The organism is Streptomyces sp. 3MP-14, from assembly GCF_006334905.2.
Classification (GTDB): Bacteria; Actinomycetota; Actinomycetes; order Streptomycetales; family Streptomycetaceae; genus Streptomyces; species Streptomyces triticirhizae.
Genome location: NZ_VDLZ02000008.1, coordinates 179,021 through 198,312, shown reverse-complemented (window position 1 = coordinate 198,312; position 19,292 = coordinate 179,021). Strand labels below are relative to the sequence as shown.

The 19,292-nt window shown below is 74.2% G+C and carries 16 protein-coding genes and 1 pseudogene; 4 read left to right on the top strand and 13 right to left on the bottom strand.

All coding sequences use genetic code 11. From position 1 onward, the window contains the following. Positions 1-203: 203 nt before the first annotated feature. From FH609_RS15550 to FH609_RS15490, 13 genes and pseudogenes are all read right to left on the bottom strand, one after another. Positions 204-1,130, bottom strand: a complete 927-nt coding sequence (locus tag FH609_RS15550) for a TIGR03564 family F420-dependent LLM class oxidoreductase (protein WP_139667873.1) — start codon at positions 1,128-1,130, stop codon at positions 204-206. Positions 1,131-1,286: 156 nt separating this feature from the next. Then, positions 1,287-2,402: a Gfo/Idh/MocA family protein gene (locus tag FH609_RS15545; protein WP_226961693.1), complete on the bottom strand. Its 1,116-nt coding sequence runs from the start codon at positions 2,400-2,402 to the stop codon at positions 1,287-1,289. Further along, positions 2,399-3,169, bottom strand: coding sequence for a ThuA domain-containing protein (locus FH609_RS15540; protein ID WP_139667871.1), 771 nt, complete (start codon positions 3,167-3,169; stop codon positions 2,399-2,401). Before FH609_RS15540 ends, FH609_RS15545 begins: the two co-directional genes overlap by 4 nt. Positions 3,170-3,339: 170 nt before the next feature. Next, entirely contained in the window at positions 3,340-4,635 is a 1,296-nt protein-coding gene (locus FH609_RS15535) for a hypothetical protein (RefSeq protein WP_139707880.1), read from the bottom strand. Positions 4,636-4,794: 159 nt separating this feature from the next. Further along, the gene (locus tag FH609_RS15530; protein ID WP_139667867.1) at positions 4,795-5,169 is read right to left on the bottom strand and encodes a VOC family protein; all 375 of its coding nucleotides are present in this window, start codon (positions 5,167-5,169) and stop codon (positions 4,795-4,797) included. A gap of 114 nt (positions 5,170-5,283) precedes the next feature. After that, on the bottom strand, positions 5,284-6,189 hold the full coding sequence (locus tag FH609_RS15525; protein ID WP_139667865.1) for an SAM-dependent methyltransferase: 906 nt from the start codon (positions 6,187-6,189) through the stop codon (positions 5,284-5,286). Then, on the bottom strand, positions 6,186-6,785 hold the full coding sequence (locus tag FH609_RS15520; protein ID WP_139667863.1) for a cysteine hydrolase family protein: 600 nt from the start codon (positions 6,783-6,785) through the stop codon (positions 6,186-6,188). Before FH609_RS15520 ends, FH609_RS15525 begins: the two co-directional genes overlap by 4 nt. Continuing rightward, entirely contained in the window at positions 6,782-7,888 is a 1,107-nt protein-coding gene (locus FH609_RS15515; protein WP_139667861.1) for an isocitrate/isopropylmalate family dehydrogenase, read from the bottom strand. Before FH609_RS15515 ends, FH609_RS15520 begins: the two co-directional genes overlap by 4 nt. Positions 7,889-8,005: 117 nt before the next feature. Next, the gene (locus tag FH609_RS15510; RefSeq protein ID WP_139667859.1) at positions 8,006-8,539 is read right to left on the bottom strand and encodes an EF-hand domain-containing protein; all 534 of its coding nucleotides are present in this window, start codon (positions 8,537-8,539) and stop codon (positions 8,006-8,008) included. Between the two features lie 254 nt (positions 8,540-8,793). After that, positions 8,794-9,471: a DUF6250 domain-containing protein gene (locus FH609_RS31685; RefSeq protein ID WP_405378967.1), complete on the bottom strand. Its 678-nt coding sequence runs from the start codon at positions 9,469-9,471 to the stop codon at positions 8,794-8,796. Beyond that, positions 9,463-11,313, bottom strand: a pseudogene (locus tag FH609_RS32420) (hypothetical protein); the annotation flags it as partial. The pseudogene FH609_RS32420 and the gene FH609_RS31685, both read right to left, overlap by 9 nt. A 78-nt stretch (positions 11,314-11,391) precedes the next feature. Beyond that, entirely contained in the window at positions 11,392-12,447 is a 1,056-nt protein-coding gene (locus tag FH609_RS15495) for a carbohydrate kinase family protein (protein ID WP_139667857.1), read from the bottom strand. Beyond that, positions 12,434-14,083, bottom strand: coding sequence for a glycoside hydrolase family 32 protein (locus FH609_RS15490; RefSeq protein ID WP_139667855.1), 1,650 nt, complete (start codon positions 14,081-14,083; stop codon positions 12,434-12,436). The genes FH609_RS15495 and FH609_RS15490 overlap by 14 nt, the downstream gene beginning before the upstream one ends. A gap of 406 nt (positions 14,084-14,489) precedes the next feature. Here FH609_RS15490 and FH609_RS15485 point away from each other — a divergent pair, with 406 nt between their 5' ends. From FH609_RS15485 to FH609_RS15470, 4 genes are all read left to right on the top strand, one after another. Next, complete coding sequence (locus FH609_RS15485) at positions 14,490-15,908, top strand: extracellular solute-binding protein (RefSeq protein WP_139667852.1); 1,419 nt, start codon at positions 14,490-14,492, stop codon at positions 15,906-15,908. A 14-nt stretch (positions 15,909-15,922) separates the two neighbouring features. Further along, complete coding sequence (locus FH609_RS15480) at positions 15,923-16,828, top strand: carbohydrate ABC transporter permease (protein ID WP_226961709.1); 906 nt, start codon at positions 15,923-15,925, stop codon at positions 16,826-16,828. A gap of 185 nt (positions 16,829-17,013) precedes the next feature. Beyond that, positions 17,014-17,817 carry a carbohydrate ABC transporter permease gene (locus tag FH609_RS15475; protein ID WP_226961691.1) on the top strand — a complete coding sequence of 268 codons (804 nt, stop codon included), beginning with the start codon at positions 17,014-17,016 and terminating at the stop codon, positions 17,815-17,817. Next, positions 17,814-19,286, top strand: coding sequence for a glycoside hydrolase family 32 protein (locus FH609_RS15470; protein WP_139667848.1), 1,473 nt, complete (start codon positions 17,814-17,816; stop codon positions 19,284-19,286). The genes FH609_RS15475 and FH609_RS15470 overlap by 4 nt, the downstream gene beginning before the upstream one ends. The last annotated feature ends 6 nt before the right edge of the window (positions 19,287-19,292 follow it).

Sequence of the window (19,292 nt, the reverse complement as noted above, 5' to 3'; positions counted from 1 at the left end):
CCCAGGCGGAGAGCCTCTCCGTTACCGCACCCCGAACACCCACCGAGCCGGCGCCACCCGCCCAGGCGGAGAACCTCTCCGTTACCCGCCGGGCGGAGAACCCGCCCGGCGCACGCGCCAGCGGAGAACCGCTCCGAGCGGAGAACGTCTCCGTCGAACGGCGGTGGCCCACCGCCCGTTACGCGGTGGTTCGCCGGCCGGGCTCAGGTCCGGGTCAGTTCGCCGGCCAGGCGCCACGTGCGGCGGCGGGCCGCCTCGCCGCCCATCGAGGTCTGGGTGAGGACCACCTCGGTCGCGCCCGCGTTGCGGTAGCGGCGCACCTCGGCAGCGACCGTCTCCTCGTCGCCGACGACCGCGATCTCCCCCGCCCGTTCCGCGCCGCTCAGTTCGAGGACCCGGCGGTAGGAGGGGATCGACTCGTAGAACTCCATCTCCCGCGCGGCGACCTCGCGCACCCGGGCCACCTCGGCGGTGACCACGGCCGGCACCAGCGCGACCACCCGGGGCGCGGGGCGCCCGGCCGCCTCGGCCGCCGCCGTGAGCGCCGGCACGATGTGCTCGCCGAGCGCCCGGGGCCCGGCGAGGAACGGCAGGGTGCCGTCGGCGAGTTCGCCGGTCACCCGCAGCGCCTGCGGGCCCATCGCCGCCACCAGCAGCGGCGGAACGCGTTCCGCGCCCGGCAGGGCGACCGGCAACGGCGGTGCGGCGCTGAGCAGTTCGCCCCGGAAGTCCGCCGTGCCATCGGTCAACAATGCGCGCAGCGCGGTCAGAAACTCGGCGAGCAGCGCGACGGGCCGCTCATAGGTGATTCCGAAGGTGCTCTCCACGAGCGGCTTGGCGCCCAGCGCCAGCCCCAGTTGGAAGCGCCCGCCGGCCGCCGCCTGGGCGGTCAGCGCCTGCCCCGCCACCAGCACCGGCTGGCGTCCGAAGATCGGGATCGCCGAGGTGCCGACGGTCAGCCCGGGCACCGCGTGCCCGATCACGGCCGCCAACGCGGCGGCGTCATAGTCGAGTCGTTGTCCCAGCCAGGCCGAGGCGACGCCCGCCTCCCGGGCCTCGCGCGCCTGCGCGACGGCCCCCTCCACGAAGTTCGGCGCCCCAGCGCCCGACAGCACCACGCCAACGTCCATGCCACGGGCAACGGCCGCCCCCGCCCGGCCTATTCCCCGCCCGGACGAGCCGCCGGCGCGCACCACGGGCGGCGCCCCACGGCGGCGCCCCGCCACGGGGGCGCCCCGCCACGGGGGCGCCGCCCGAAGGATCACCGGGTCACGCCGCCACAGCGGTCACGGCGTCGCGGCCGCGAGCACCTGCGCGATGGTCACCCGGGCACGGTCCCTGGCCGAGGCGATCGCGGCGTGCACCATGGCGAGGCTCAGCAGGTTGTCGTGGCACTCCCCCATCGGCACCCGCCCGGTGCGCAGCGCGCCGACGAACTCGGCCAACGCGCCCGATATCCCGCTCCCGGCAGGGGCGTTGGCGGTCGCGTCGAGGGCCGGCCCGTCGGCCGGCCCGTCGGCGTTCCCGGAATCCGCCAGCTCCACGCGCGGCGCGTTCTCACCGTCCCAGGTCGCGCTGCCGCGCTCGCCGCTGAGCCGCCAGCCGCTGTTCCACGAGGTCTCCAGCCCCTCGCTGCACCAACTGCCGGTGTAGACATACCGGGTGTCGCCGGCCATCTCGAAGATGGCGGTGGCGGCGGCGTCGCCCCGGTACCAGCTCCACGCCGGGTTGTACTCGTCGCAGTAGACGGCGACGGGGTCGGCGCCCAGGACGAAGCGGGCCGCGTCGAAGCTGTGGATCGCCATGTCGAGCACCAGCGGGTGCTCCATCGCGTCCCGGAACCCGCCGAACCGGGGCGCCTTGAAGAACTCCTGCACGAGGATGCCGAGCCGGCCGAGCCGTTCCGCCTCGGCGCGCAGCGCGTACAGGTGCCGGTCGTAGCGGCGGCTCTGGCTGACCATGAACAGCTCGCCCGCCGCCTCGGCCGCCCGCACCAGTGCGCGCGCCTCGCCGAGCGTGGCGGCCATCGGCTTCTCGCCCAGCACGGGCAGGCCCCGGCCCAACGCCTCCAGGGTGACGGGCAGATGGGCGGCGGGCACGGTCACGTCGAGCACCGCGTCGACGCCCTCGCCGTCGGCGAGTTCGCCGAGCGAGGCGGAGACCGGCACCTCGCCCAGGCCCGGCACGGCGGCGAGCGAGCGGCGCGCCTGCTCGACGTCGAGGTCCACCACCCCGGCCAGGGCGACCTCGGGCTCGGCGGCGATCGCGCGCAGCCAGGCCCGCCCCATGCCGCCGGCGCCGACGAGCAGCAGGCGAACGGGCCGGTCGGCCGGCAGCGTGCGGAAGGCGACCGGGGCGCCGGCGGCCTCCGCGCCCGTCGCGCGGGGCAGGTCGGCGCTCATCGGCCGGCCTCGAACCAGCCGGCGGTGGGGCGCTCGTGGATCTGCGGCGCGCGCCGCTCGCGCTCCGGCTGCGCCGCCCAGCGCACGCCGTTGGCCAACACCCGGCGCACGTCCGGATGGTGGTAGACGGGATACTCCTGGTCGCCGGGGCTGAAGTAGAAGATCCGGCCGTAGCCCCTGGTGAAGGTGCAGCCGGAACGGAACACCTCTCCGCCGCTGAAGGAGCTGATGAAGACCAGTTCCTCGGGCGTGGGAATGTCGAAGTGCTCGCCGTACATCTCCTGTTCGGGGATGTCGATGGGGCTGGGCACGCCCTCGGCGATCGGGTGGGTGGGGGCGACCGTCCAGACCAGTTCGCGGTCCTGGCCGTTGCGCCAGTCCAGGGTGCAGGTGGTGCCCAGCAGGCTGGTGAAGATCTTGGAGAAGTGGCCCGAGTGCAGCACCAACAGGCCCATGCCGGCGAGCACATGGCGCTGGACGCGGCGCACCACCTCGTCGTCCACCCGGTCGTGCGCCGCGTGGCCCCACCAGGTCAGCACGTCGGTGTCGGCCAGCACCTCCTCGGTGAGGCCGTGTTCGGGCTGGTCGAGGGTGGCGGTGCGGATGTGGGCGTCGGTGAGGTGTTCCCCGATGCCGGCGGCTATCGCGCCGTGGATGCCCTCGGGGTAGCGTTCGGCGACGGCTGGCTCGGTGGTCTCGTGGACGTTCTCGTTCCACACCGTGACGCGCAGCGGGCGGCCAGACGTCGCACGAATCGATCCGGTCATCTCTCGTTCCCCTTATGACATTCGACTCTTAGGGCATGGACGTTATGAACCCTCCCATGACCGACAACGACCGGCTTCGTCCGCCCCCGGGAGGAGCGGGCGGGTCGGTCGGGGCGGCGGCGCGCCGGTCCCCGTCAACGTGAGGGGGACCGGCGGGAGTTGGTCTGTCGCTACGCCTGGACCAGCCCCTCGGGGAAGGGCTGGTGGTCCTTGTACGCCGCGATGTACTGCTGCGTCCACCGGTAGTAGAGGTCGCCGTGGCTCCCGGGCTGGCTCGGGTCCATCGGCTCGATGTCCCTGCTGAGCGAGGCGTCGTAGGCGTCGACGAAGCGGGCGTTGCCCTGTTCGTCCTCGAAGCGCTGCGCTATCCACTCGTTCCACCAGGTCAGCATCGTGACCCGGGGCCGCACCGAGAAGGCGTGGCGCCACTGCTCCTGAAGGGTGCGACCGCCGCGCCGGGCGATCGCGGACGGGTCCGTCATATACGACTTCTGGAGCGCGGCGCACACCGCCACCTGCTCGGCTACGCCGCCGTCCATGCCGACGTTCTGCGGGTACTCCTGGAGGAACGACCACTCGTGCTCGGCCAGTTGCTGTTGCAGCCCCCACATCTTGCGGAGCGTGAAGCGCTCGGCGAGCACGCCCGGCAGGGTGTCGGTGGTCAGCAGCAGCGGCTTGCCCCGGTACTGGACGAACAGGTCCTGCCACTGGCCGGAGGCGTAGAAGCGATCGTAGGTCGCCAGCCCGGAGGCCGCCGGGTCGGCGGCGTCCGCCCGGGTGCTCACCCAGGGGACGACGAACGGCGTCGCCTCGCCCGAGTCGCGGTGGGCGCGCATGGCCTCCAGCAGGACGCGGGTCGGCTGGTAGTAGATGTCCTCGCTGCCGGCGTCCGGCTGCCCGTTGATGTTGGTGGCGTCGATGGCGATGAAGTCGATCCGCGCCTCGGCCAGTTGCCGGAAGTGGTGCCGCATCACCCCGGCGTCGTCGCCCCGGTAGTAGCCGCGCTCCGAGCGGCCCCAGTGGTGGAAGGCGTGCAACGGGCCCCACTGCGGGGGCTGCCCGGTGCTGTTGGCGGCGTGCAGGATCTCGGTGTTGTCGTGGATCGGCCGGCCGGGGCCGACGGCCAGGTTGTGCCAGACCGAGTAGCAGATCCCGACGGCGTCGGGGGTGTTGTCCAGGTCGAGGGGGCCGGCCGCGCGCGGCCGGGCGTCCTGGAGAGGCTCTCCGTTTCCGCGCGCGGTGGCCTCGGAACCGGAGGCGTTCGCCGCCGCGGCGGCGAGGGCACCGCCGCCGAGCACGGCCCCGGCGGCCGCGCCGAGGACGCCCCGGCGGCTCGGGCCTCGGCGCCGGGCGCCGCCCGTGGGGGTGGCGGCGCGGTCGGCGGGCTCGGCGGTTTCGGCGTGTTCGGACGCGAACTGTTCGTCGTGTGGCATGAGGATGCCCTTCTTCGGACTGTGGGGGGTCATGCCGTGCGCTGTTCTGTTTGGTGCTGTCCGTTCGGCCGGCACGCTACTGGAGGCCGCTCGGGCTGTCACGGGTGCGCCAACGGGTCCCCACCCCTCGCGGCCCCCGCCGGCGGGGGCGCGCCGGCGGAGGGCGCGCGCCGCCGCCCGGCCGGGCGCCGGTCAGCCCGACGTCCCGCGCTCCACGCAGAACTCGTTGCCCTCCGGGTCGGCCAGCACCACCCAGCCCCGGCCCTCGGGCCCGGTGTGGTCGGCCAGCTGGCGCGCCCCCAACTCCCGGGCGCGGGCGACCTCCTCGGCGCGCGTCCGGCCGGTCGGGCGCAGGTCGAGGTGGAGCCGGTTCTTGGCCGTCTTGCCCTCGTCGACCCGCACGAAGAGCAGCCCGGGACCGCCGTCGGGCGCCTCGACCAGCACCTCGTCGTCCCCGGGGGCGTCGATGTCCGAGATGGGCCGGCCCAGCAACGCGCTCCAGAACGCGGCCAGTTCATAGGGCTCGCCGGAGCAGTCGAAGGTGAGGTGACGGATGGTGGGGTGCACGGCGCCTCTTCCGGGTCGCGGACTGGTCCCGGACAGGATCGTCCGCCGCCGCCACGCCGTCGAACGATTACCGCCGGGCGCGCGTCGGCCCGGGTTGGCGCGAGCCGGCGGCGTTCACCGTCGTGGGCGGTGCGCGACGACCCAACGGTTGCCGGCGAGCGCGTCGTCGGGCTCCGGCCGGGGGCCGCGCCCGTGGCGGCGGGTGAAGGCGAACGGCGTGTGCACCGTGGGCGCCCAGCCCCGGGCGGCGAGGTCGCCGGCGGAGTCGGGGCGGGGGCCGTCGGCGAAGAGGGCCAGCAGGTCGATCCCGGTGCGCCCGAGGGTGTGGGCGTAGACGGCGCCGGACCTGACCCGGGCCGACTCGACCAGCTTGATCTCGTAGAGCAGCGCGCTGCCCGGGGCGCTCAACCGGTCGACGGTGTCGATGAGTCGACGTTCCGCCGCCGCCGGCAGATAGAGCAGCAGCCCCTCGGCCAGCCAGGCCGTGGGCAGGGCCGGGTCGAGGCCCGCGTCCGTGAGCGCCGTCGCCCAGTTGTCCCCGGTGAGGTCGGCGGCGAGGGCGCGCCGGGCCGCCCGGGGCTCGGCGGCCGGGGCGGACGGCGGAAGGCCGGCCAGCACGCGTTCCTTGAACGTCAGCACCGGCCGCCGGTCGATCTCGAAGACCGTCAGGCCGTCCGGCCAGGGCAGCCGGTAGGCCCGGCTGTCGAGGCCAGCGCCCAGCAGCACCAGTTGGCGGACGCCGGAGCGGGCGGCGGCCAGCAGGAAGTCGTCCACCACCCGGGTGCGCAGCCCGAAGTAGCGCCCGAGCCGCCCCCACAGCGGGTCCGCCTCCCCGTCCGGCACCTGCCAGGGCCGCAACGGCCAGTCGGCGCAGGCCGGTTCGGCCCGCACGAAGTGCTCGGCGTAGGGGTCGCTGGCCAGCGCGTCGACCCGGTGGGTCTCGATGGCCCGGGCGGCGGCCACCAGCAGCGCGGTCCTGGCCACGCCCCCGGCGACGCCCGAGGGCGCCGCGCCGGTCATCCCTCCTCCGCCGCCGCGCGCCAGGACGGGTCGCGGTGCTCGACGATCCGCGCCCCGTAGAACCGCGCCATGAAGCGCAACACCTCCGGGTAGGGCAGGTGCAGGCTGGTGGTGCAGTCACTGAGCACGGTGATGTCGAACCCCTTCTGGAACGCGGTGCGCGCCGTGGAGTCCACGCAGACGTCGGCGAAGAGCCCGGCCATGACCAGCCGGCGCACCCCGCGCGCCCGGAGATGGGCCTCGAACCCCTCGGCCAGGAAGGCGTCGAAGCAGGCCCGCTTGGTGAAGACCCGCTCGCCCGCGCCCGGCGCCACCCCGGTGAACTCCGCCCCCCAGCTGCCCGCCACGCAGCTGGCCGGCCTGCCCTGGGCCAGGTCCCTGCGACGCCAACTCGGGCCCTGGTGCGCCGGATCGCCGAGGAAGCGGACGAAGAGCACCTCCGTTCCCGCTGCCCTGGCCAACGCGACCGCCCGGGCCGCGTTCTCGGCCACGGCGCTCAGCGGCGTCGGATCGTCGGTGACCCGCTGCGCCGCCACCGTGCCGGCGCAGAAGTCGTTCTGGAGGTCGATCAGCGCCAGCGCCGTTCCCCGGGTCACCGCCCCGGCACCGGGGCGGCCGGGTCCCTGGGCGTCGCTGGCCCGGGCACGGGGTGCGGGCGCAGCGCGTCGAGCAGGGCGTCCACCATCTCCGTCGTGGAGTGGCGCCCGCCCAGGTCGGGGGTGCCGACGCCCCGGCCGGCCAGCAGGTCCAGGGCCTCCTCCACGGCGCGCGCCGCGCCCGCGCAGCCGGCGTGCCGCTCGGCGATCGCCGCCGCCGCGCGGATGGTGGCCACCGGGTTGACCGTGCCGGTGCCCTCGATGTCGTCGGCCGAGCCGTGCACGGTCTGGTACTCGACCAGGCCGGCGACGTCCGGGTGGAGGTGCGCGTTCTCGGTGAAGTGGTTCTCCTGGCGCCCGGCCCCGAAGCGGTCCAGCAGGACCACGTGCATGATGTCGGCCCACTCGTTGCCGGCGACGATCACGCCGCGCGCCGGGAGGCCGTGGGCGATCAGGTTGCGGTTGACGGTGTCGGGCTGGAACAGCTCGACCGGCACGCCGTGCCGCGCCGACGCCTCGGCGGCCCAGTCCTCCAACGCCCCGTCCAGCAGGTGGTACTTGTAGGCGAGGGTGATCCGCTCCACGGGGCCGTCCGGCCACAGGGCGCGGGCCCGGTCCAGGGCGAAGGCGATGATCGCGTCCGTGGTGTCCCGGCTGAACGTCGTGGTGCGGTGCAGCACGCCGGGACCGTGCTCGTTCTCGCCGGTGTAGAAGCCCTGGGCCTCGTCCCTGACCAGCAGCAGCGTGGCGTCGCCCGCGCGGAGCATGTCGACCTTGACCGCGCTCAGTCGCTGGCGGACCAGGTAGAGCGACTGGGCGTTGATGGCGGTGCGGAAGACGGCCCGGGTGCCGGCGGCGGCCAGCCGCCGGCAGAAGTCCTCGTAGTGCGCCGCGTCCCGGCGCGTCAGCTCCCGCATCCGCTCGACGCCGCCGCCCTCCCGGCGCAGCGAGACATAGGAGTGGTAGGTCCTGGGGGACCGCTCGATTCGCACGCGTCTGCCGTGGAGTTGGGCGAGCCGGTCGAGCACGCGTCGGAAGACCGCGGCGACCTCCTCCCCCGTGCCCCGGCCCACCGCGAGGCCGACGACCGCCGTGTGGGTCACCGCCGTCTCCCTTCGTCCCGCCTGGTCGCTCTGGTCACTTCTGTTCTGCGTGTTCGCTCGGAGGTTCGCTCGGAGGTTCGCTCGGGGGTTCTCTCGGGGGTTCCTGGTCCCGCGCGCTCAGGCCGTGGCCCGGCCCACCAGGCGGTCGCCGGGGATGCCGGCCTTGTCGGGGGCGTAGTAGTCGCGGATGCCCTCCTCCCAGACGGCGGCCTCGATCCGGTCGTCGGCCGAGGGGCCGAAGGCGTCGAAGAGGGCGTCGATGTTGGCGCGTTCGAAGCCGATGGCGCTCATCAGCGCCACGAAGGTGGGGCGGTCGACCCGCCCCACGCCGTCCGGGTCGCCCAGGGCCGTCAGCGCGCGGGCGAACTCGGCGATGGTGGCGTCGAACCGGCCGGGGTCGAGCACCACGGACCTGTACTCGTCGAAGTCGATGCGGCCGTCGCCGTTGGCGTCCAACTCGGCGGCCAGGACGGCCCAGTAGCGTTCGAACGCGGCGCGCAGCGCGTCCTTCTCGGCCTCGCCCGAGCGGGGCGCGGCGGCCACCACCCGGGTGGCCATCAGCTCGAAGTCCACCGGCTCCAGCACCCCGTTGCCGTTGGCGTCGAGCAGGGTGAAGACGACCCGGACCCGGTTGACCGCCTCTTCGCGCATGAACGTCCCATCTCGTCGATCTGCCGGCCCGCGTGGGTGGCGGTGCGGCGTGGCAGCGGAGGGCGCGACGGCCGCGCACCCCGCGCCGCACCGGGCCGCTTCGGCCCGGGCGGTGTCCCAACTATTGGTCGGCGGGGGGCGGTTGGGCGAGCGGAAGCGGAACGTCTCATCCGAACGGGGGAATCGGCCCGCCACGGGGCATGAAGCGGCCCCGCGCGGGCCGGCCGGGTCGGTCGGCGGGGGCTCCCGGTGGGTCAGGCGGCGGGGTCGGTGGGCGGGCGCCAGACCGTGAAGTCCGTGATGTGGAAGTGGCTGGCGACCGTCCGGAAGGCGAACCAGCCGTCCCGGTACGGCTCCGGATCGTCGTGCGAGAAGACCAGTTCGCCGTTGTTCCAGTACTCCAGGTGCCCGCCGTCGCTGACGATCCGGGTGTGGTGCGGCCGGTTCGCCGCCAGCAGGGGCTCGGTGAGGTCGTGGAGCAGCGGCCGGTTGCCGGGTTCGCCGACGTAACGGCGCAGCCGGGTGGTGGTGTTGAGGTTGGCGCCGAAGCCGACGTAGTAGGTGGTGAGGTGGTCGTACTCGGCGAACGCGCCGGAGCGCGGGGTGGCGAGGATGTCGTCCGGGCTGCGGCTGTCCCTGGCGTTCCAGAAGGTGTTGAGGTCCGTGACGTTGTCGTGCGGCCCGCCCTCGTCGACCGGGGTCGCGGTGAACTCGATCTCATAGGGATCGGCCAGCTCCTGCCGCAGCCACACGGTGGCCCCGCCGGGGACGTCGATGTCGAGCACGCCGTCGGCGGCCGCCACGGTGCCGCCGTCCTGGAGTTCGGCCGCCCACTGCCCCGTGTCCGCGCGGAAGTCGTCGTGGGCGACGCGGGTCCAGGCACGGTGCGGGCCGGTGTCGGTGGTGATCGCCGGGCGCGGCGGCCGGCGCATCCCGTGGCCCAGGTAGTAGTCGGTCAGGTTCGACTGGAGGTAGCCCCGCACGGTGAACGACAGCCGGTAGGCCGGGTTGTGGGCGAGGGTGTAGAGCCGCACGTCGGTGGGCTCGGTGCTGGTGAACAGGCGCAGGGCCGAGTGGTCCTCGGTCTCGGCGAGGATCTCCTCGCGCCAGTCGCCGAGGAAGTCGCCGTAGAACGGCACCGCCTCGCGCCAGGAGGGCACGGTGCCGGCGCCCTCGAAGACGGTCTCCGCGGTCTCCTCGCGCCAGTCCCACTTCTCGACGCGCACCCCGTCGAGGAGTTCGGAGCCGAGGTCGCCGTCCCACCAGACGCGGAAGTTGACGCTGGGCACGTCGGTGGAGATCCGCTCGCCGGCCACGTTCCACACGCCGGCGCCGGGGAGTTCCTGGTGCGCGGTGCTCGCCCAGTACTCGTAGCCGGGGTGGCGCGGGTCGATGTCGGCGGTGGTGCCGCGCGGAATGTCCCAGGTGGTCTCGTCCGGCTCGGTGTCGGGGTGCCGGCCGGTGACCAGCCGCTCGCCGGTGGCGGCGTCGTAGTAGTACCAGGGGAACGAGGTCCACACCCCGCCCTCGGTCTGCTGGATGGCGTAGCCCTCCAGGCCGGGCCGGCGCGGGTCGAGGTCGCCGATGTGGAAGCGGTCGCCGTGGGTGGCGTCGGGTACGACGTAACGGAGCCGGCCCTCGCTACCCACCACGTAGTTGCCGTCGGCGATGTCGTCTCGGCCGTCGCCGTCCACGTCGACGACGCGGATCTGGTGGAAGCTGGTGCCGCGTTCCCGCTCGTAGGTCCAGCGGCGGGTCAGCTCGCGGCCGTCAAAGTCCCAGGCGGCGAAGACCGCGCGGAAGTCGCCCCTGACCGCGCCCACCCGGGTGACGCGCTTGGTGATCAGGCTGGGGTGCTCGCCGTCCAGGTAGGCGATGCCGAAGTGGCCGCCGGACGGCCCGTCCTCGACGAGTTCGTCGGGGGCCGGCTGGCGGGTCCGCTCGGCGCCGGTCGCCCCGTCGACCACGGAGACGAACTGGGCGGCGGGGTCGTCGGCCTCGACGGTTACCCCGTCGGCGAAGGTCACCCCGGCCGCCGTGTGCAGCAGCACCTCGGCGCGGCCGTCGCTGTCGAGGTCGTAGACGGTGAGGTTGTCGTCGTTGCGGAAGCCGGCGACCTCGCCGTAGCCGGAGATCGCGGCGGGCGGCGGGTCGTTGGCGCCGTTGCCCCCGGCCCTGGTGTACGAGGCGGGCCCCAGGTCGATCCGCCACAGCCGCTCGCCGGTCAGGGCGTACGCATCGACGAGGGAGGGCTGGTCGGCGGCGTAGGGCAGCCGGCTGACGACGATCTCGTAGCGGCCGTCGCCGTCCAGGTCGCCTGGCCAGGCGTGCTGGACATAGGTGCCGTCGGCGGGCTGGAGCGGGATCTCCAGGTGGCCGTCGGTGACGGGCAGCGCCTCGGTGACCGGCCCCCGCTCCTCGCGGCCGTCGCGCACCGCGCGCACGGTATAGACCGCGCCGTCGCGGGGGCGTTCGTCGAGGTAGGTGGTGGACTCGGTGACGGGGCGCCGGGTGAGGCGCCGGCCGTCGCGGTAGACGTGGAAGGAGACGTCCCGGCCGTACTCGGTGCCCAGCAGCCGCCAGCTGAGGAAGGTGCCCTCCTCGGTGTCGACGGCCACCAGGCCACGGTCAAGGTCCTCCAACACCCGGGTGGGGCCGGCGGGTTGGGGACGCTCCACCGGGGCGGCGGCGGACGCGCTCCCGGCGAGGAGGGTCCCCAGGAGCGAGGCGGACACCAGGAGGGCGACCGAGGGAAAGCGCGTTCTACGGGGCATGGCGGCCACGGTAACCAGGGGCGCTGGACGGCTCCATTGCCCGGTTTTGCGACTCGATGAACTTCCTGTGGCCGCCCGTCATCCCACCCGCCCCGGCCCTCCCGTCGCCGCTCCCCCGCCGCCCCTGCCCGGCGCACCGGGCCCGAACGGCACATGCGGGGGCGGGAGTTCGGCGCGGTTGGGGAGGTGGGCGCCGGGGCGGGCGACGGTGCGGGCGGCGGCCCGGGCCGCGTGGGCCGTGACGGCGGCCAGGGCGGGCGCCGTCAGCGTGGGGAGCGCGGCGCGGCTGAGCGCGCCGGCGTGCGCCAGCGCGTCCAGCGTGGCGCACAGGAAGGAGTCGCCGGCGCCCACCGTGTCAACGACCGCCGGCGCGGGCGCGGGGCCCGCGTTGACGCGGGCGGCGCGGGTGGCGGCCAACGCGCCCCGCGCGCCCCGGGTGAGCAGCACCAGCGGCACGCCGGCCGCCAGCCAGCGGTCGACGACCCGCTCGGCTGGCTCCCCGGGGAAGAGCCAGTCCAGGTCCTCCTCGCTGGCCTTGACCACGTCGCTGAGCGCCACCCGGCGCTCCACGGCGGCCACCGACTCCGCACGCCCGCCCAGGAGTTGGGGCCGCACGTTGAGGTCGTAGCTGACGGTGGCGCCGGCCCGCAGCCGTTCCACCAGGTCGAGCACGGTGCTCGCGCCCGGCTCCCGGGTGGCGGCGATGGAGCCGATGTGCAGATGGGTCGGCGGCGGGTCGGGCGGCGGCCCCGGCGGCAGGGTCCAGTCGATGGCGAAGGCGTAGCTCGCCTGCCCTTCGGCGTCCAGGGTCACCGTGGCCGACGGGGTGCGCACCCGCACGCCCGCGCCCGCGCCCCCGCTCACACCCGCGCCCGCGCCCCCGCCCGCGTTGGATATCCGCACGCCGGCGCCCGTGAGATGGGCGCGGATGATCCGGCCCAGCTCGTCGTCCCCGAGCTGGGTGCGCAGCGTGACCCGGTGGCCGAGGCGGGCCAGGCCGTAGGCGACGTTGGCCGGGCTGCCGCCCGGGTGCACCGCCGCCGGCCGGCCCGCCACCCGCACGATGTCCGCCACACACTCCCCGACGACCAGGAACTCCCCTCCGGCGCCGGCCCGTCGCTCAGGCGAAGTCACGGATCACCACCCCGCCGAACGTCGCCGGGCCGCCGACGGTGAACAGCGCCAGCCCGGTGGCCTCGGGCGCGGGGAACGCGAGCTGGGAGTGGACGTGGCGCCCGTCGTCGACGAACAGCTCGACCGAGGCGCGGTCCACCAGCACCCGCAGGGTCACCTCGCGGCGCGCCGGGTCGAACGGGCTCCTGCTCTCGGTCCAGGTGCCGGAGGCGTCCGGGTGGGGCACGCCGCCCCGGTTGAGGAAGGCGTAGTCCCCGTGCACCCCGGCGTCCACGTGCGAGGCGCCGTCCGCCGACCTGCGCAGCTGGAGGCCGAGCGTGGTCAGCCGCTCCCAGCGGACGGTGGCCGTCACCTCGTAGGCCACCCCGGCGAAGTCCAGCGGGAGTTCGCCGTCCACCGCCAGGTCGCCCAGCTCGTGGACGCGGGTCGCGCGCGCCGCCAGGGTGTCGACCGGGCGGGAGAACAGCGCCCAGCCGCCGTCGGCGTCCCGGCCCAGGGTGATCTCCCTGACGATCGAGTCGGTGCCGTTGAAGCCGTCGTGCTCCAGGGTCGGGGTGCTGTTGGCGTAGTCCCAGTTGTTGAGCCAGCCCAGCCCGTAGCGGGTGGTGGGATCGACCGCACCGGTGCCGAGGTCCGTGTGCTTCTCCCAGGTCACGGCCGCGTACCAGTCGAACCCGTGGTCCAGCCAGCGCGGCTCGTCGGTCTCGGCGGTGAAGGTCGTGCCGTCGAACGACCCCACCCAGTAGGCGTAGGTGTTGGGCAGCCCGACCGGCTTGCCGTTGGCGCTGACGCCCAGCACCCAGCGGGCCTCGCCCTCGGCGGTCTCGATGCGGAACAGGTCCGGGCACTCGAAGACGCCGAGGCCGGTCCGGACGAAGCCGCCCACGTACTCCCAGCTCCTCAGGTCGGCGGAGGCGTAGAAGCCCACCTTGTCGTTCTCGGCGAGGAGTTGGAGCCAGCGGCCGCGCTCGGCGTCCCGGAGCAGCTTGGGGTCGCGGAAGTCCCGGACGCCCGGGTTGGCCAGCACCGGGTCGGTGCCGTGCGGGGCGAACGAGCGGCCGCCGTCGGTGGAGTACCACAGGTACTGGGCCTGGGTGTTGGCGCCCTCGACCGGCTCCATGGTGACCAGCGCGACCACGGCCCCGGCGCCGAAGCCGGCGGTGTTCTCGTGGTCGACCACGGCCGATCCGGACCAGACGTCGCCGTTGGGGGTGGTGTCCTTGGGGATGGCGACGCCCTGGTCGGCGAAGGTCACCAGGTCGGTCGAGGTGGCCAGCCGCCAGGCGGTGCCCTCGGCGCCGGCGCGGTAGTCGGCGTTGTAGAGGTACCAGTAGTGGTAGGCGCCGTCGATGAGCAGCGGGCGCTGCGGGTCGTTCTTCCACTCGTCGGGGACGGTGTGGTGGTAGACGCCCCGGTAGCCGACGGCGCTCGGGGCGGCGGCACGCGCGGGGGTGCGCGCCGGGGCGCGTTCCCCGGCGAGGGCGGGCAGCGCCGGCAGCGCGCCCAACGTCGCGCCGGCGCCCGCCAGTCCGAGGAGGGTGCGCCGCCGGACGGCGGACCGGGGAACGGCGCGCCGACCGGCGGAGCGGTCGGGCGAGGCGTGCGGCGCGCCGGGGTCGGGGCGGTGGGGGGTCATCGGGATCGTCCTCTCCCTGGGGTCTGGTCGCCGGAACGGTCACCGGCTCGGTCGCCGAACGGTCACCGGCGCGGTTCACCGGCGGCCGCCGGATCGCACACGGACCGGAGCGCCGGCCCGTTGCCGTGGTGGCTCAGACCGTAGCCCTAACTCGTTAAAGGTCAAGCCCCCGCGCACCACTCGCCCGCGACGCCGACCCGGCGGGAACCTCCCCGTTCACACCCCTTGACAAGGCGGCGAAACGCTTCCCATGATGGCCGGCACCTCATCACCTAACAGGAGTTAGGTCCGGGACCCTGGACGACGGTCCCCCAACTCCCTCTCGACAGAACCGCGTTCGACATCTCACCGCCCCCCGACCACCACCCCCCGACCCAGCCCCCTCGACACCCCAAGGGACCTTCGTATGAGCACCTTCGGCCGCCGAGATCGGTCCGGACCCTCGCGGCGCGCGCTGCTGCGCTACGGCGCCTCCGGCGCGGCGGCGGCCGGCCTGGTCGCCAGCTGGGAGCGGCTGACCGGCGCCGACATCCCGGGCCGCGACGGCGACGCGCTGACCGTGGCCACCCTCGGCTCCTCGGTCGACCCGGCGGCCCAACGCGCGCTGCGCGACGGCTTCCAGGAGCTGCACCCCGAGATCCAGGTCCGGCTGATCGCGGTGCAGGCCACCGACTGGCCTGACTTCTTCGCCAAGATCCTCACCCAGATCGCCGCCGGCACCGCCCCCGACGTGGTGTACGTGGCGACCGAGGGCGTGCAGCTGTTCGCCGAGAACCTGGGCGTCGCGCTGGACGACCGGGTGCGGCGGGACGCCGACGAGCTGCGCGAGTACTTCGCCGACGTGCACCCCTCGCTGGTGGAGTCGATGATGTACGAGGGGAGCCTCTACCAGCTGCCGGTCGAGTTCAACGCGGCCGACATGTACCTCAACACCTCGGTGCTCCGGTCCGCCGGGCTCGACATGCCCCCGCCGCACTGGGAGCGGGACGACTTCACCGCGCTGCTCACCGAGTTGCGGGCGGCGGGCGGGAGCGGCTTCACGCCCTACTACTGGACCAACCGGCTGTGGGGCGGGGTGGTGCCCTGGCTCTTCGTCAACGACACCAACATCCTGGCGGAGTCCAGGGCGCCGGGCGGCGGGTGGCTGTGGGACGCGTTCTACCCGGGCGAGGCGGCGGCCGGTCGCGGCGGCGGCTACCGCTGGACCACGCCGCAGGCGACCTCGGACCGGGTGGTGGAGGTCTACGAGTACCTCACCGAGCTGATCCAGCGCGGGCTGTGCTCGCGCCCGGAGGGCGGCAGCGGCAACAACCTGGTCGGGGTCTTCTCCACCGGCCGGGTCGGCGTCACCCCGGCCGGCGGCTTCTGGGCCGGCGGGCTGCACGAGGCGGGGATGGACCGCGACGGCTACGACGTGACGTTCTTCCCGCGCTGGCGCGGGCAGCGGCACCAGTTCGGCGGCGCCGGCTACGCGCTGCTGCGCACCTCGAAGAAGCCGGACGAGGCCTGGGAGTTCATCAAGTACTCGGTGCGCAGGGACGTGCTGGAGGCGCTCTTCCAGAGCAACCAGACGACGCCGGCGCGCCGTTCGATGCTGGACGCGGAGCGCTACCGGGCCACCGGGCCCGCCGGGTGGCGCGCGTTCTACGACACCCTCGACGCCTTCCCCGACACCGGGCCGATCCCGGCGCCGCCGCAGGTGACCGAGGTGGAGCTGGCGTTGACCAAGCACACCGGAACCGCGCTGGGCTCGCCCCGCGCGGTGCGGCCCGCGCTGCGGGCGATGCAGAACGACCTGGAGGCGGCCATGGAGCGTGCGTGGTGAGCGAGTCGCGGACGCTGAGCGAGTTGCGAACGCGCGGGCGCGCACAACGGCGCGCGGCCAGGGTGATGGCCGCCGTCTTTCTGGCGCCGACGGTCGTCGGGGTGGTGGTCTTCACGGTGGTGCCCATCGTGGGCTCGGTCCTGTTGAGCCTCTTCCACTGGAACGTGATCGACTCGCCGCGCTGGGCGGGCACCGCCAACTACCGGCAGGTCTTCACCGACTCCACGGTGCTGGTGTCGTTCACCAACACGCTGCTGTTCATGGTGCTGGCGGTGGGCCTCCAGCTCGGCCTGGCGCTCGTGCTGGCGCTGGCCCTGGACGGGCGGCTGCCGCAGTGGCTGCGGGCGGCGTTCCGTTCGGCGTTCTTCTTCCCGCTGGTGCTGTCGGCCGCCTCGATCTCGGTGGTGATGAAGTACCTCTTCAACCAGGACTTCGGGGTGGTCAACTGGGCGCTGGGCCACGTCGGCGTCTCCCCGGTGCCCTGGCTGACCCACGAGCGGTGGGCGATGGTCGCGGTGGTGCTGGTCTACGTCTGGCAGCAGTTCGGCTTCTCGCTGCTGCTCTTCGTCGGCGGGCTCAACAACATCCCGCGCGAGATGCACGAGGCGGCGGCCGTCGACGGCTCGACGGGCTGGCGCAAGCACCTGCACATCACGTTGCCGCTGCTCAGCCCGACGCTGCTGGTCGCGTCCGTGGTCGGCATCATCAACGCGCTCCAGGTCTTCGAGCAGCCCTATGTGCTGACCGACGGCGGCCCGGGCGACGCCACCAGGACGGTCGTGATGGTGATCTACCAGAGCGCCTTCGAGCAGCTGCGCTTCGGGGAGGCGTCGGCGGTCGGGGTGTTGCTGTTCGCGCTGATCCTCGCCGTGACCGCCCTCCAGTTCCGCCTGAGCCGGCGCTTCGTCCACTACCAGTGAGGACCGACCGGTGACTGTAACCCACCAGCCGCGTATGTCCCGTTACGCACCATCATGAGCCGGGGGTCTGACCGATGACCGCGACCATTGCTGAACCCGCCGAACCCGCCGTTCCCGCCGGTCCCCGGGGGTGTGCCGCGCGCCCTCCCGCGCGCCGTGCGCGCCGCCGCCCACGCGCCGGCCTGGTGGGCCGGGTCGTCGGCCTGACCGTGGTGGCGCTGCTGACGCTGGGGCCGGTGCTGTGGACGGTCTCCACCTCGCTGCGCGCGCCGGCCGAGTCCTTCGACCTGCCGCCGCGCCCCGTTCCGCTCGACGCCACCGGGGAGGCGTACGGGCAGGTCTTCCAGCAGATCGACGTGTGGCTGCTGGCGTTCAACAGCACGCTGGTGACCGCGCTGGTGGCCGGCGGCCAGATGGTGACGGCGGCGCTGGCCGGCTATGCCTTCGCGCGGCTCGACTTCCGCTTCAAGGGGCCGCTGTTCGGGCTGGTGTTGGCGACCATGATGGTGCCGGTGCAGGTGACCATCGTGCCGGTCTTCCTGCTGCTCAAGGAGATGTCGCTCACCGACACCCTGCTGGGGCTGATCGTGCCGGCCTGGCCGACCGCGTTCGGCACCTTCCTGATGCGCCAGTACTTCCTCGGGATGCCGCGCGACCTGGGCGAGGCGGCGATGCTCGACGGCGCGGGTCCGTGGCGGATCTTCCGCTCGGTGTACGCGCCGCTGGCCACGCCCGGCCTCGCGATCATCGGGGTGCTGGCCTTCAACTACCACTGGAACGAGTTCTTCCGGCCGCTGATCCTGGAGACCAGCACGGAGAACTTCACCCTGCCGCTGGGGCTGGTCTCGCTCCAGGGCAACCTCGGCACGGGCAGCGTCTCGGTGGTGTTGGCCGGCGTGGTGCTCTCGATGATCCCCGCGGTGCTCGTCTTCGTCGTCGGTCAACGCCCTCTGCGCGAGGGCATCACTTCCGCAGGAGTCAACAGGTGACCCGTCCGCACGATCCGCGCCACCACCTCAGGCCGCCCGCCGGCTGGGCCAACGACCCGAACGGGCCCTTCCGTTGGCGCGGTCGCCACCATCTCTTCTACCAGCACAACCCGGACGGGCCCTGGCACCGGAACATCCACTGGGGGCACGCCTCCAGCACCGACCTGCTGGAGTGGGAGCACCACCCGGTGGCGCTGGCCCCGACGCCGGGCGGTCCGGACGCGGCCGGCTGCTGGTCGGGGTGCGTGGTGGACGACGAGGGGGTGCCGACGGCCGTCTACACCGGCGTCGACGAGCGGCACACGGGCCTGGGCACGATCCTGCTGGCGCGGGCCGCCGAGCCGGACGACCCGCTGCTGCGGGAGTGGAAGCCGTCGCCGGTTCCGGTGGTCGCCGGGCCGCCGGAGGGGCTGGACGTGGTGATGTTCCGCGACCCGTTCGTGTTCCGGCACGGCGGGCGGCGGTGGGCGCTGGTCGGCGCGGGGCACGCGGACGGCACGCCCTCGGTGCTGCTGTACGACTGTCAGCGGCTGACGGACTGGCGCTTCGCCGGCGTACTGCTGGACGGGCGGTCACCGGGGGCCGGTTCGCTCGCCTCCTCTCCTTCTCCTTCTCCTTCCGCCGTTCCCGGCCCGGCGACCGGGTGGGAGTGCCCGCAGCTCTTCGCGGCGGGCGGGGGCGACCGGTGGGTGCTGGTGCTGTCGCTGTGGAACGGCGACCCGCAGTCGGTGGTCTGGCTCTCGGGCAGGCTGCGGGAGGTGGCGGGGCCGACGGGGCCGGGGTTGGCGTTTCTCCCCGAGGCCCGGGGGCCGGTGGACCAGGGGCGGGACTGCTACGCCCCGGCGGTGCGGGCCGACGCGGACCGGACCCTGCTGTGGGGCTGGTCCTGGGAGGCGCGCGGCGAGCGCGCGGTGGCGGAGGCGGGCTGGGCCGGCCTGTTGACCCTGCCGCGCGAGGTCGGCGTCCACGGGGACGGCACGTTGCGTGTCGTGCCGGCACGGGAGGTGGTGGCGCTGCGGGCCGAGGAGCCGCTGGTCGTCGGGGCGGGGCGGGGGCCGCTGGGCCCGGTGCCACTGCCGGACGCCTACGAGGTGTCGGTCACGGCCGAACACGCGCCGGTGCTGGTGGAGTTGGCGCGGGACGCACGCGGCGGGGCGTTGGCGCTGCTGCTCGATCCTGGCGCGGGCACCGTCGAACTGCGCCGCGCCGACTGGCCGAGGGAACGCGGGGGCCGGCCTGCGGACGCGGGCCCGCTGCCCCTGTCGGTGGCGCCGGCCGCCTCGTTGACGGTGCGGGTGTGGCGGGACGGCTCGGTGCTGGAGCTGTTCGCGGGCGAGGGGCGCGCGGTGGCGACGGAACGGGTCTATCCCCGCCCCGGCGACCGGCCGGCGCTGCGGGTGCGGGCCGCAGGGCCCGGCGCGGCCTTCTCGGCCACGGCGTGGGCGCTCCGGGACGCTTCCCGGCGGTGATCACGG

What these genes read in the sequence shown, in the direction of transcription:
- FH609_RS15550 (WP_139667873.1), bottom strand. Translation starts at nt 1,130, where the DNA reads ATGGACGTTGGCGTGGTGCTGTCGGGCGCTGGGGCGCCGAACTTCGTG.
- FH609_RS15485 (WP_139667852.1), top strand. Translation starts at nt 14,490, where the DNA reads ATGAGCACCTTCGGCCGCCGAGATCGGTCCGGACCCTCGCGGCGCGCG.
- FH609_RS31685 (WP_405378967.1), bottom strand. Translation starts at nt 9,471, where the DNA reads ATGCGCCGGCCGCCGCGCCCGGCGATCACCACCGACACCGGCCCGCAC.
- FH609_RS15510 (WP_139667859.1), bottom strand. Translation starts at nt 8,539, where the DNA reads ATGCGCGAAGAGGCGGTCAACCGGGTCCGGGTCGTCTTCACCCTGCTC.
- FH609_RS15490 (WP_139667855.1), bottom strand. Translation starts at nt 14,083, where the DNA reads ATGACCCCCCACCGCCCCGACCCCGGCGCGCCGCACGCCTCGCCCGAC.
- FH609_RS15525 (WP_139667865.1), bottom strand. Translation starts at nt 6,189, where the DNA reads ATGACCGGCGCGGCGCCCTCGGGCGTCGCCGGGGGCGTGGCCAGGACC.
- FH609_RS15535 (WP_139707880.1), bottom strand. Translation starts at nt 4,635, where the DNA reads ATGACCCCCCACAGTCCGAAGAAGGGCATCCTCATGCCACACGACGAA.
- FH609_RS15540 (WP_139667871.1), bottom strand. Translation starts at nt 3,169, where the DNA reads ATGACCGGATCGATTCGTGCGACGTCTGGCCGCCCGCTGCGCGTCACG.
- FH609_RS15545 (WP_226961693.1), bottom strand. Translation starts at nt 2,402, where the DNA reads ATGAGCGCCGACCTGCCCCGCGCGACGGGCGCGGAGGCCGCCGGCGCC.